Origin of the sequence: Halomonas aestuarii, assembly GCF_001886615.1 — a bacterium.
Classification (GTDB): Bacteria; Pseudomonadota; Gammaproteobacteria; order Pseudomonadales; family Halomonadaceae; genus Halomonas; species Halomonas aestuarii.
On record NZ_CP018139.1, the window covers coordinates 2,508,539 to 2,520,552 of the forward strand.

General features: G+C 68.1%; 11 protein-coding genes and 1 tRNA gene. 3 read left to right on the forward strand and 9 right to left on the reverse strand.

What is annotated here, in order from left to right:
- Positions 1-43 precede the first annotated feature (43 nt).
- The 8 genes from BOX17_RS11685 to BOX17_RS11720 form a co-directional block, all read right to left on the reverse strand.
- On the reverse strand, positions 44-472 hold the full coding sequence (locus BOX17_RS11685; RefSeq protein ID WP_071944737.1) for a universal stress protein: 429 nt from the start codon (positions 470-472) through the stop codon (positions 44-46).
- Positions 473-725: 253 nt separating this feature from the next.
- A complete protein-coding gene (locus BOX17_RS11690; protein ID WP_071944739.1) occupies positions 726-2,396 on the reverse strand; it encodes a BCCT family transporter in 1,671 nt (556 codons plus the stop codon).
- Positions 2,397-2,440: 44 nt separating this feature from the next.
- Complete coding sequence (locus tag BOX17_RS11695; protein WP_071944741.1) at positions 2,441-2,869, reverse strand: universal stress protein; 429 nt, start codon at positions 2,867-2,869, stop codon at positions 2,441-2,443.
- A 310-nt stretch (positions 2,870-3,179) separates the two neighbouring features.
- Complete coding sequence (locus BOX17_RS11700) at positions 3,180-4,055, reverse strand: glycine betaine ABC transporter substrate-binding protein (protein ID WP_071944743.1); 876 nt, start codon at positions 4,053-4,055, stop codon at positions 3,180-3,182.
- 84 nt (positions 4,056-4,139) lie between these two features.
- A complete protein-coding gene (locus tag BOX17_RS11705; protein ID WP_071946844.1) occupies positions 4,140-4,973 on the reverse strand; it encodes an ABC transporter permease in 834 nt (277 codons plus the stop codon).
- Between the two features lie 5 nt (positions 4,974-4,978).
- The gene (locus tag BOX17_RS11710) at positions 4,979-6,181 is read right to left on the reverse strand and encodes a quaternary amine ABC transporter ATP-binding protein (RefSeq protein WP_071944745.1); all 1,203 of its coding nucleotides are present in this window, start codon (positions 6,179-6,181) and stop codon (positions 4,979-4,981) included.
- 360 nt (positions 6,182-6,541) lie between these two features.
- Positions 6,542-7,693, reverse strand: coding sequence for a PQQ-dependent sugar dehydrogenase (locus BOX17_RS11715; protein WP_071944747.1), 1,152 nt, complete (start codon positions 7,691-7,693; stop codon positions 6,542-6,544).
- A gap of 176 nt (positions 7,694-7,869) precedes the next feature.
- Positions 7,870-8,442 carry a PRC-barrel domain-containing protein gene (locus BOX17_RS11720; protein ID WP_071944748.1) on the reverse strand — a complete coding sequence of 191 codons (573 nt, stop codon included), beginning with the start codon at positions 8,440-8,442 and terminating at the stop codon, positions 7,870-7,872.
- 184 nt (positions 8,443-8,626) lie between these two features.
- Here BOX17_RS11720 and BOX17_RS11725 point away from each other — a divergent pair, with 184 nt between their 5' ends.
- On the forward strand, positions 8,627-9,670 hold the full coding sequence (locus BOX17_RS11725) for a hypothetical protein (RefSeq protein ID WP_071944750.1): 1,044 nt from the start codon (positions 8,627-8,629) through the stop codon (positions 9,668-9,670).
- A gap of 205 nt (positions 9,671-9,875) precedes the next feature.
- Positions 9,876-11,156, forward strand: a complete 1,281-nt coding sequence (locus BOX17_RS11730) for a serine hydrolase domain-containing protein (protein WP_071944752.1) — start codon at positions 9,876-9,878, stop codon at positions 11,154-11,156.
- Positions 11,157-11,181: 25 nt separating this feature from the next.
- On the opposite strand, the gene BOX17_RS11735 is transcribed toward BOX17_RS11730, so the two are convergent.
- The gene (locus BOX17_RS11735) at positions 11,182-11,784 is read right to left on the reverse strand and encodes a hypothetical protein (protein ID WP_244272135.1); all 603 of its coding nucleotides are present in this window, start codon (positions 11,782-11,784) and stop codon (positions 11,182-11,184) included.
- Between the two features lie 153 nt (positions 11,785-11,937).
- Here BOX17_RS11735 and BOX17_RS11740 point away from each other — a divergent pair.
- Positions 11,938-12,014, forward strand: a tRNA-Ile gene (locus BOX17_RS11740).

The window sequence follows — 12,014 nt, forward strand, 5'->3', positions numbered from 1 at the left end:
AGACGTCTCCCTTGCGGTTATCGGTGAGTAAAGCGTTCCTGAGTCACTTTCCGGCGGAGGGCCTCACGAGGAAGATCGAAGCCTTGGTGTGGGTGGCCACCTTGCCCCCATGGGAGGGAATCACCGCATCCGCATGCTTGGGCGGATGGGTCGGCATGATGACGAGATCGGCGCCGACGTCGTCGATCGCCTTGATCAGGGTGTTGTCCAGGTCCGCGATGGGGTCCGGACTGACGATGGTCTTGCTGCTGACCGGCTGGCCGTGGATCTCGCCCCGCTCCTTGGCGAAGGCCTCGAGCTTCTGAGCGTACTCCTCGGGCGTGTGCGCCACGCTTCCCGGCGTGCTGGCCGTGACGCCGACGTAGCACACTTCGGCCTCGTAGTGCCGGGCCAGATCGGCGGCTGCCTGCAGCGACGGCTCGATCAGGTCCAGGTGCGCCAGGTCGACTGGCACCATGATCTTCTTGAACATGCCTGCGCCTCCTTGTTTGCTAAGGATGATGCTTAAGACGGTGTTCTGGATGGTGTTGCGACGGTTTCATTGTGGCCGCTTGTTCTCGAAACACCAGACCGGGTTTCAACGGCACGGCTCTTTTGTTGGACGCGAATTGTACATGCTATCGAGCCCAGGTGCAGATGTTGCCGGATCCGGACACGAAGAAGGCGGCCCGCAGGCCGCCTTCCTTTTGCTGACCGACGCCGGTGGCGCCGGGTTGAGGTTGCCGCTACTTGGCGCGCGGCTCGCTCATCAGGCCCTTGATGATGGCATAGCAGGCCACGAGCAGCACCAGGGTGAAGGGCAGGCCGGTCGTGATCACCGCGGTCTGCAGTGCCGTCAGGCCGCCCCCCAGCAGCAGTGCGATGGCGATGGCGCCCTCGATCAGTGCCCAGAAGATGCGCTGCGGCTTGGGCGCATCGACCTTGCCGCCGGCGGTGATGGAGTCGATCACCAGGGAGCCGGAGTCGGAGGAGGTGACGAAGAACACGATCACCAGCACGATGCCGACGAAGGAGGTGATGGAGGTCAGCGGCAGCTGGCCCAGCATCACGAACAGCTGCAGCTCGAGTGCGGCTTCCTTGACGCCCTGGAAGCCGTCGGTGACCACCTGGTCGATGGCGGTACCGCCGAAGGCGGTCATCCACAGCACCGAGACCAGCGAGGGCACCAGCAGCACGGCGATCAGGAACTCACGCACGGTGCGGCCGCGGCTGACGCGGGCGATGAACATGCCGACGAACGGTGACCAGGAGATCCACCAGGCCCAGTAGAAGGCGGTCCAGCCCTGGCTGAAGTTGGCATCCTCTCGGCCGAAGGGCATGGAGAGCGCCGGCAGGTCGACCATGTAGGCACCCAGGTTAGTGAAGAAGCCGGAGATGATGGCCAGGGTCGGGCCCACGGCGATCACGAAGGCCAGCAGCAGGAAGGCCAGCACCATGTTGATCTGGGAGAGGCGCTGCACGCCCTTGTCGACACCGGCGACCACCGACATCAGGGCCACCACCGTGATGCCCATGATCAGCAGCACCATGGTGACGTTGTTGTCGGGGATGCCGAACAGGTAGCCGAGACCCGCCGAGGCCTGGGAGGCGCCCAGGCCGAGCGAGGTCGCCAGGCCGAACAGGGTGGCGAACACCGCCAGGATGTCGATCAGGTGGCCCGGCCAGCCCCAGATCCGCTCACCCAGGATCGGGTAGAAGATCGAGCGCATGGTCAGCGGCAGGCCCTTGTTGAAGGAGAACAGCGCCAGCGCCAGTGCCACGACCGCGTAGATGCCCCAGGGGTGCAGGCCCCAGTGGAAGATGGTCGCGGCCATGCCTACGTCGATGGCGCCGGCCTGGTCACCCGCGGCGGCGCCGAGGGGGGCCCAGTCGGTGCGTACGCCGTTCTCCGTGGCGGTGCCGCCCATGGCGGTGCCGAAGTGCGTCAGGGGCTCCGATACGCCGTAGAACATCAGCCCGATGCCCATGCCCGCGGCGAACAGCATGGCGAACCAGCCCAGGTAGCTGAACTCCGGCTTGGCATGTGCGCCACCGATCCTGACCTTGCCCAGAGGCGTGAAGATCAGCCCGATCGCCAGCACCACGAAGATGTTGGCCGCCAGCAGGAAGAACCAGGACATGTTGCCGGTAAGGAAGCTGAAGACCGTGTTGAAGATCGGCTCCACCTGGTCCTGCAGGGCGAGGGTGATGATCACGAAGAACAGGATCAGCAGCGACGAGATGGAGAAGACCTTGCCATGCAGGTCCAGGTCGATGCCGAACTTGGTGGTGGTGATGTTGTCCTGACCGATCACGTAATCGGTATCGATGAGGTTTGCCGGCCCTTCCGGTGCCGGGATGCCCTCGGAGCCGGCAGTCGGCTCCGAGGGCTTGTTGTCGTTGGGATCGTTAGCCACGAGTTATCTCCCTTGCAGTTCGTCGTTGTTGAAGCGTTCGTGAATCACTTTCCGGCGGAGGGCCTCACGAGGAAGATCGAGGCCTTGGTGTGGGTGGCCACCTTGCCCCCGTGGGAGGGGATCACTGCATCCGCGTGCTTGGGCGGATGGGTCGGCATGACGACCAGGTCGGCACCCACGTCCTCGATCGCCTTGATCAGGGTGTCGTCCAGATCGGCGATGGGGTCGGGGCTGACGATGGTCTTGCTGCTCACCGGCTGGCCATGGAGCTTGCCGCGTTCCTTGGCGAAGGCCTCCAGCTTTGTCGCGTACTCCTCGGGCGTGTGAGCCGCGCTCCCCGGCGTACTGGCCGTGACGCCGACGTAGCACACCTCGGCCTGGTAGTGCCGGGCGAGATCGGCTGCCGCCTGCAGCGACGGTTCGATCAGCTCCAGATGGGCCAGATCGACCGGCACCATGATCTTCTTGAACATGCTGCGTCTCCTCGTTGCTAGGGACTGTGGGTTTCGACGGAGAGCCTTGCATTCTGACCTCCTCTCGTAGAAACACCAGACGATCTTTCAACGGACCGATTTTCTCCCGGGCCTCCATGGCATCCGGTCATCGGCCCTGGCGCAGGCTCGGCGCGCCTCGCCCGGATGACGGAGCGCGTCTTTCGGGCGTGCCCCCGGCGGGGCAAGGTGGGCGCGAGCGGCGGGCCCTCAATGAAGCGGGGAGGCGCCATCGGTGCCTCCCCGCGTCATTGTCACGTGGCCGGGGTCGCCCGGGGCGACCCCGCTGTCCTCACGATTCGGACAGCCACTCCTGGACCACGTCCTGGTTTTCCGCGACCCACTGCTTGGCCACCTCGTAGGGCTCGGCGTCTTCTGCCTGGTTACCCAGCATGACCTCGCCCATCTGCTCGGGGGTCCATTCGAAGGCATCCAGGATGGCGTAGGCCCCCGGCAGGTCTTCCTTCAGGCCGTCGCGAGCGATGGTGTGGATCTGCTCCGCACCGCCGTAGACGTCCTTCGGGTCCTCGAGGTACTTGAGGTCCCAGCGGGCGAACATCCAGTGCGGCGTCCAGCTGGTGACCACGATGTCTTCCTTGTTGTCGAGGGCGCTGTCCAGGGCCGCGGTCATGGTGGCGCCGCTGCCGCTCTGGAGGTCCACCTCCTCGAGGTCGTAGTTCTCGATGACCTTCTCGGTGAGGCTCATCAGGCCGGCGCCCGGGTCGATGCCGGTGATCGTGCCATCGAAGGTGTCGGCGTTCTCGTCGAGCTCGGCGATGGAGTCGACGTCGGTGTAGGCCGGCACGACCAGGCCCAGCTTGGTGCCGTCCAGGTTGGTGCCCAGGTCGACGACGTCGTCGCTGACCCGCTCCAGGTAGTGCTCGTGGGTGGTCGGCAGCCAGGCGGCGACGATGGCGTCGGCATCGCCCGAGGCGACGGCCTGCCACATGGCGGCGGCGGAGAGCGAGGTGATCTCGACCTCGTAGCCGGCCTGCTCCAGCACGGCACGGACCACGTTGGTGGAGGCGACTTCGGAGGCCCACTCCACATAGGCCAGGTTGACGGTGCCCTTGTCCTGCGCCTGGGCGGAGCCTGCGGCGAGGCCGGCACCGGCGATCATGGCGAGGCTGGCGAAACGGATGCGACGGTTGATCGGTTGCTTGATCATCGAGCTACCTTCTTCCGGAAATGTAGGGGTACAGCTTGAGGCAACCCCATCATGTTGCAAGGGGTTGCCTTCAACGGCGTGCCGTTATGACTTGCGGCCCTTGCGCAGCGACTGGGTCACGCGGTCGAGCAGCATGGCCAGGATCACCACGGCAATGCCGGCCTCGAAGCCGTCGCCCGGACGCAGGCGCTGGATGGCGCGCCAGACTTCGCTGCCCAGGCCGTCGGCGCCGATCATGGCGGCGATCACCACCATGGAGAGGGCCAGCATGATGGTCTGGTTGATGCCGGCCATCAACGTGGGCAGCGACAGCGGCAGCTGGACCTTGAGCAGCTTCTGGCGGCGGGTGGCGCCGTAGGCGTCGGCCGCCTCGATCAGGTCCTTGGGCACCTGGCGGATGCCGAGGGTGGTGAAGCGGATCGCCGGCGGCATGGAGAAGATCACCGTGGCGAAGATCGCCGACACCGAGCCGATGCCGAAGAAGGGGATCGCCGGGATCAGGTAGACGAATGCCGGCATGGTCTGCATGAAGTCCAGCACCGGCATGATCGTCCGGTAGAGCCGTTCGGAGAGCGCCGCGGCGATGCCCACCGGCAGGGCGATGACCACCGCCACCAGGGTGGCGATCACCACCAGGGTCAGGGTCTCGATCATCGGGTCCCAGAGGTCCAGGTTCCAGATCAGCGCCATGCCCAGGGCGGCACCGATGGCCAGGCGATAGCTGGCCACCCACCAGCACAGGCCGACGATGATCAGCAGCAGCGCCCAGGGCGGCAGCCAGAACAGGGCGTCGTTGAGCCCGTCGATACCGGTCTGGGTGACTCGCGAGATGGCGCGGGTCACGCCGGAGTATTCAGTGGTCAGCCAGTCGAGGCCGCCCTCGATCCACTGACCCAGCGGGATGCTCGGGATTTCGATAGCCATTACTTGTCTCCTGCCTGTGCCAGTTCATCGAGGACGGCGCCCTTGACCACGACGCCCTGCAGCCGCTTCTCGGCATCCACCACGGCGATGGGGAAGCTCCGCTCGCTGAACATGGCGAAGAGATTGTGCAGCGGTTCCTCGGGACCGACGGAACGGAAGTCATGGGTCATCACGTCGCGGATGTGGTCCTTGCCCTCCTTGGCGGCCTGCTCGAGGGCATCGACCTCCACCAGGCCCATCAGGGTGCGGTCGCGACTGGTGACATAGATCGAATCCAGGCCGTGCTCGCTCATCTTGCGCAGTGTGGTGCGCGGGCCGTCGTCCTCGCGGGCGGTGGCCCGTACCGGGCGCATGGCGTGCTCGGCGGTGAGGATCTTCGACATGTCGACGCCCTCGATGAAGCGCTTGACGTACTCGTCGGCCGGGTTGGTGAGGATCTCCTCCGGCGTGCCGATCTGCACGATCTCGCCATCCTTGAGCAGGATGATGCGGTCGCCGATGTTGAGCGCCTCGTCCAGATCGTGGGTGATGAAGACCGTGGTCTTCTGCATGCGGTGCTGGAGCTCGAGCAGCTCCTGCTGCATGTCGCCGCGGATCAGCGGGTCCAGGGCCGAGAAGGCCTCGTCCATCAGCAGTACGGTGGAGTCGTTGGCCAGCGCCCGGGCCAGGCCCACGCGCTGCTGCATGCCGCCGGAGAGCTGGTTGGGATAGGCGTCGGCCCAGCCCTCCAGGCCCACCTGCTTCAGTGCCTTCTCGGCAATGTCGGCCCGCTCGGCCGGATCCACGCCGCGGATCTCGAGGCCGAACTCGGCGTTCTGCTGCACCGTGCGGTGCGGGAAGAGGGCGAAGTTCTGGAACACCATGGAGAAGTGCCGGCGACGGCACTCGAGCAGCGCCTTGTCGTCCAGCTGGGGGATGTCCTCGCCGTCGATCACGATCTCGCCCTCGGTGGGCTCGATCAGGCGGTTGAGGCAGCGGATCAGGGTCGACTTGCCGGACCCGGAGAGCCCCATGATCACCAGGAGTTCGCCCTCGTAGACATCGAAGTCGATGTTCGACAGGCCCAGTGTCTGGCCGGTCTTGTCGAGGATCTCAGGGCGCTTGTGTCCCTGGTCGCGCATTTCGAGGGCCTTCTTGGGATTGTTGCCGAAGACCTTGCTCAGGTTGCGTACCCGAATCTTGACGTTTCGATTCTCGTTCATTGGCTCTGCCTTTTGTCGGCTCCCGCCGAAACAACGACGTGGAGTTCCGAAGGGTCGAGTGTCGTGACGCAAAAAAACGACATCACTTTGCCACACGGCTGCGTTGACCGTGGCATCGGGATGGCGATGGATAGCGCAATACCCTAGTGGTATTTGAACGGCTATTCAAATTAAAACCCCTGCCAGCCAAGGTTTACTTAGCTGTCCCGGGGCCGGCACAGCGGCCCCGGGGCGCCCCGCAGAGGCGAAAGGCCGGCACAGGGAAAGGCAGGAAGGGCGGCCACGAGGGCCTGGGGCAACGCCCCGGTCACCCCTACGGGAAGGCCCCGGCGACGGGCGTTCCGGCGGAGGAGGGCGTCGCTATTCGGCGACGGCGGGCGCCAGCCGATACAGGCCGCCATCGGCGCTGTCGGTCAACAGGTAGAGGGTGCCGTCGCGGGCCAGCCGCACATCGCGGATGCGGCCGATCTCCCCCTCGAGGATCACCTCGCGCTCGACCACCCTGTCGCCGTCCAGGGCCAGGCGCACCAGTCGCTCGCTGCCCAGGCCGCCGGCCAGCAGATGGCCCCGCCAGGCGGGGAAGGCGTCGCCGGTCACCTCGGCCAGGCCCGAGGGGGCGAAGCGGCCCGCGAAGACATGCACGGGGTCGCGCATGCCCGGCGCGCTGTCCACGCCGATGGGCTGGTTGGTGGCGTAGTCGTTGCCCCGGCTGACCACCGGCCAGCCGTAGTTCTCGCCGGCGACCAGGCGGTTGAGCTCGTCACCGGTACGCGGGCCGTGCTCGGTGCTCCAGGCGGTGCCGTCCGACGCTACGGTCAGGCCCTGGGGATTGCGGTGGCCCAGGGTGAAGATCTCGTCGAGGACCGTGTCGTCGTCGACGAAGGGATTGTCCGCCGGGACCCCGCCGTCCTCGGTGAGACGCACGACGCTGCCGGTGTGGTCGCGGCCGTCCTGGGCGCTGCGCGGGCTGCCTCGCTCGCCGACGCTCATCAGCAGGGTGCCGTCGTGCCGCCAGGCGAGGCGCGAGCCATAGTGGTGGCGCGTCGGGGCGAAGCGGTTCTGGACGAAGAGCGTCTCCAGGTCCACCAGGGCGTCGTCCTCGAGGCGCCCGCGGGAGAGGGTGGTGGCATGGCCGCCGCTCCCCGCCTGGCTCCAGGTGAGGTAGACCCAGTCCTTGCCCTGGCCCTGGCCGTATGCCGGGTGCAGGACGACATCCAGCAGGCCTCCCTGGCCGCCGGCGGCGACCCGGGGAGCGCCGGCGAGGCGGGTGACGGTGCCGTCCGCGTCGATCCTCGAGAGGCGTCCGGGGCGCTCGGTCACCAGCCATTGGCCGTCCGGCAGCTCGGCCGCCGCCCAGGGACGCTCGAGGCCCGTGGCGATGCGCTCCAGGCGAAGGTCGTGGTGGTCGGTGACGAGGCGTGGCTCGATCACCTCCGCGCCCGCCGCCGGGGTGGCCACCAGGCCGAGGCTCCCCCACAGTGCGGCCAGGCCGGCCAGGACTCGTGCTCTCATGGGCATCGCCTCCTCCCGCGTTCACCCTTGCCTTACGCCGTCCCTGGCCGCGCTCGTCGCCGACCGCCGTGGCGGGGTCGTCAGCAGTATAGCCAAGCGGTCCCACGGGAGCGGGGGCCAGACGCAGGAAAGCCCGGCGATCACCGGGCTTTCTCGTCGGGCGCAGGGCGTCTCCGTCAGTTGCCGGAGTCGTTGGCGGCCTCCTGGGTGCGCTCGCCGACGTCCTCCAGCGCCTGGCCGATGCGGTCCAGGGCACGCGAGGCGCCTTCCTGGGTGGTGTCCCAGGCGCTGGCCGCGCCCTCCTTGGTGGTTTCCCAGGCCTGCTGGGCGCCCTCGCGGGCATCCTGCCACCAGTCATTGGTGTAGGCCGGCTGCTGGGAGAGCTGCTCTTCGCTCAGGTCCACGTTCACCCGGTACACCATCTCGTCGAGGCTATTGCCATTCTGGGTCTCGACGGTGAACTTTCCGGCCTCGACCACGAACTGCTGCTCGCCCTTCAGGTCGAGCAGGTTGCCGGTATCGACCACCAGGGCGCGCACCTGCATGTCGTTGTCGAGCAGGATGTCCTCGACCTCGCCGACCTGCTCGCTGCCGGAGGTGGAGTAGACATCGGCATCGAGCAGCTCGTTGGCGGAATAGAGGCCCTGGGGCGCGGCCAGGGCGCTGCCGGAGAGGGCCAGGCCGCCGGCGAGCAGGGCGCCCAGGCTGGCACGATGGATCGCGTGGCGAAGGGGCGTGTCGTGGGTCATGCGTTCTCTCCTTGTAACGTTGCCGTACTCGAAGGCGTGCAGCGACGCCGTGCTTCCTTTGTCCCGTCGAGGCCCGCGCGGGTTCACCCCCATGCAGTAACGGACTGTTACCGCCCGCGCCCTAGTCCCGGCGGCCCGTCGCCTATTAGGGTGATCGCCACATTCCCTGACAGGAGTCGTTCCCATGGTTCAGGCGAGCATCCGCCAGCAGGGCACCATCCACTGCTTCCCCGCGGGCCTGCGCGACGAGCAGGGCAGGCTGGTGAATGCCGAGGTCTCGGCGGTGGCCTTCGACGGCAAGCGCCTGCTGATGGCCAGCGACAAGCCGATTCCCGGCGAGGCGCGCTCCGCCTGCTTCGCCCTGCCGATGGAGGCGCACGGCCCCGACGACACGCGACTCGACTACTTCACCCAGCCGCTGATCAAGCAGGCCGAGAAGTACGAGGACTTCGCCCTGACCGCCGACGGCCGCCACGTGCTGGCCACCACCGGCTTCGATCGCATCGACGACGAGAGCCACGCGCTGAACGACTACAACCACCTGCTGATCTGGCCGCTGGGCGAGCCGGACCGGGTGCAGGTGGTCGACCCCGACCCCCGCGACGGCGTGGCGGGCTCCCTGGAGCTGCGCGACAAGCTCGGCGCCGCCATCGGCTTCCCCTACTACAAGATCGAGGGGCTCGCGGCGATTCCCGGAGAGCTCGGCGACGGCTTGCTGCTCTTCGGCATCCGCGAGCAGGGCAACGCCCACGACGACTTCGCCTACGTCAGCCGGGTGGTGGGCGCTCACTACCGCATCAGCGGGAGCGGCAACCTCGAGTTCCTCGACGCGCTGCGCGAGCACTATGCCTTCGATCCCGGCCACCATTCGGCCGTGCGCTTCCCGTGCGGCCTCTCGAGCCTGGAATACGACCCCTACCACGCGCGGCTCTACCTGCTGACCAGCTTCGAGACCGAGCAGGACGGCGAGGAGCACATCGGCGGCTACCTGTGGGCGATGAGTCTCGAGGACTTCCGGGCCGGCCATCGGCCCGAGCTCGTGACCACCCCGGCGGACGCGCCGCTGGAGTTCGAGCACAAGGCCGAGGGGCTGGCCGTGCTGGACCACGATCGGCTGTTCGTGGTCTACGACAACGACCGCCACCTGGGTCTGGGCAGCGTGGACGAGCGCGACGAGCGCCACGCCTGCGAGGCCCCCTATACCCTGCTGCGGGTGACGAACCGCTGAGCCGGCATCGCCGCGCCGTCAGCAGGACCCGGGCGCGACCCCATCATACGCCGTTGCCCTTCCCGGGGTTCTGGACAAGACTCGCTCATGGGACCACCGCGGGGAGGGTGCCGCCATGTCGGCAGCGAGGGAAGGGAGAAGGACGCATCCGTCTCGGTCGGACGCGCCAGGCCGTGGGCCGCGAGCGGTAGCGCTCTGCCTCGCCGTGCTCCTGGCCGGCCTGGGGCTGCCGGCCGCGGCCCAGGAGTCACCCCCGAGCGCCGAGGCGTCCGATCCCGTGGCGCTGGGCTGGATGCAGGGCTTCCCGCCGCCGCCCGAGCGGATCATCGGCCAGCCCGACGCCGACTACTTCAGCTTTCCCAAGCTGCGCTGGACGGTGTGTCACTTCCGCGAGCTGCTGCCCACCCGGCGGGTCAGCCGCGGCCTCGGCGCGCCCCGCGCGCTCGCGGAGGCGCCCGACGCCGGCATCGATGCCGTCACCTTCACCCCCCTGGGCGGCGGCGCGCCGATGACCTGGGCGGCGTCGCTGGCCGCGAACTACACCGACGGCATCCTGGTCCTGCATCGCGGCCGAGTGGTCTACGAGCGCTATGCCGGCTGCCTGGACGAGGCCGGCATGCACGGGGCCATGTCGGTCACCAAGTCGATCACCGGGCTGCTGGGCGAGATCCTGGTGGCCGAGGGGGCCCTGGACGAGACGGCCCGGGTGGCGACGATCCTGCCCGAGCTCGCCGACAGCGCCTTCGGCAACGCCACCGTGCAGCAGGTCATGGAGATGACCACGGGGCTCGACTTCAGCGAGGACTACGCCGACCCCGACGCCGAGATCTGGGCCTACAACGCCGCGGCGAGCCCCCTGCCCAAGCCGGAGGGTTACGAGGGGCCGCGCACCTACTACGAGTTCCTGGCCACCGTGGAGCCCGAGGGGATTCACGGCGAGGTCTTCGGCTATCGCACCGTCAACAGTGACGTCCTGGGCTGGCTCATCGCGCGCACCACCGGCCGGTCGGTGGCCGACCTGCTCTCGGAACGGCTCTGGCAACCCATGGGCGCCGAGCAGGACGCCTACTTCACGGTGGATTCCATCGGCACGCCGTTCGCCGGCGGCGGCCTCAGTGCGGGCCTGCGCGACCTGGCACGGGTCGGCCAGCTGATGCTGGACGGGGGCGAGCTCGACGGCGAGCGGCTCTTCCCCGAGGCGGCCGTCGCGCGCATCCGCCAGGGAGGCGACCGCCAGGCCTTCGCCCGCGCGGGCTATTCGAACCTGCCGGGTGGCAGCTATCGCGGCATGTGGTGGGTGCTGCACAACGATCACGGCGCCTTCACCGCCCGGGGGGTGCACGGCCAGGCGCTCTACGTCGACCCGACCGCGCGGATGGTGATCGCCCGCTTCGCCTCCCACCCGGTGGCGGGCAACGCGGCCAATGACCCGACCTCGCTGCCCGCCTACCAGGCGCTGGCCGAGTACCTCATGCAACGCGAGTAGCGGGCGTGCGGCGAGCGGGGCGTCTTCACGGCTGGACCAGCACGGCGTCGAGGTGGACCGGCACCTCGTCACCGATCCGCTCGTAGCCGAGCAGCAGCATCACCGAGCGCACCGTCGGGTCGGCCATCAGCACCCGGCCATCCAGGGCCACGCGCTCGGCGTTGGTGACCCGCACCCGGTCGGACGCTTCCCGCGTGAAGCGCACCGCCAGCGGCTCGCGGTGCGTCTCACCGCTGGACCGCACCGAGAATTCCAGCGTCTCCACCAGCGACTCGCCCACCGCCAGCGCCTCGAGGCGCCGGGGCGGGAAGCGCGTGGTCACGGTGGCCATGGGCTGCTCGGTAAGGCCCGAGAGCCAGGGCGGCAGCGGCCCCAGGCGCTCGATCACGTCCGTCTGGTCCAGCCGCAGCGGCAGGCGCAGGGTGCCATCCGCCTCCACGGTGCCGGCGATTCGGCGCACCTCGTGCTGGCGGGGGATGGGCCCCTGCGGGCCGAGCTCCACCACGGTGGCGGACACCCGCGAGCGCGCGGGGTCCAGCTCCCAGGCGGCAGCCGCCGGCAGGGCCAGCAGCAGGGCGAACAGGGAAGTGCCGAGGGCAGTGGCGTGGGGCAAGAGGCGTAGTCGCACCGGTCGATCTCCAGAAGGGCAGGGCCACCTCCAGACCGCGGCCGAGGGAGGAAGTGCCGTGGCGAGAGATTCGGCAAGGCGAGGGCGGCTGGCTATGGCCACCTTCATCGCCATTCGCTATCATACGGCGGCGCCACTCGGCGCTTCCGGAAAGGGCCTATAGCTCAGTTGGTTAGAGCAGGGGACTCATAATCCCTTGGTCGCTGGTTCGAGTCCAGCTGGGCCCACCA

Excerpts from the sequence above, each read along its gene's own strand:
- BOX17_RS11685 (WP_071944737.1), bottom strand. The coding sequence starts at position 472 with ATGTTCAAGAAGATCATGGTGCCAGTCGACCTGGCGCACCTGGACCTG.
- BOX17_RS11720 (WP_071944748.1), bottom strand. The coding sequence starts at position 8,442 with ATGACCCACGACACGCCCCTTCGCCACGCGATCCATCGTGCCAGCCTG.
- BOX17_RS11695 (WP_071944741.1), bottom strand. The coding sequence starts at position 2,869 with ATGTTCAAGAAGATCATGGTGCCGGTCGATCTGGCCCATCTGGAGCTG.
- BOX17_RS11715 (WP_071944747.1), bottom strand. The coding sequence starts at position 7,693 with ATGAGAGCACGAGTCCTGGCCGGCCTGGCCGCACTGTGGGGGAGCCTC.
- BOX17_RS11710 (WP_071944745.1), bottom strand. The coding sequence starts at position 6,181 with ATGAACGAGAATCGAAACGTCAAGATTCGGGTACGCAACCTGAGCAAG.
- BOX17_RS11725 (WP_071944750.1), top strand. The coding sequence starts at position 8,627 with ATGGTTCAGGCGAGCATCCGCCAGCAGGGCACCATCCACTGCTTCCCC.
- BOX17_RS11700 (WP_071944743.1), bottom strand. The coding sequence starts at position 4,055 with ATGATCAAGCAACCGATCAACCGTCGCATCCGTTTCGCCAGCCTCGCC.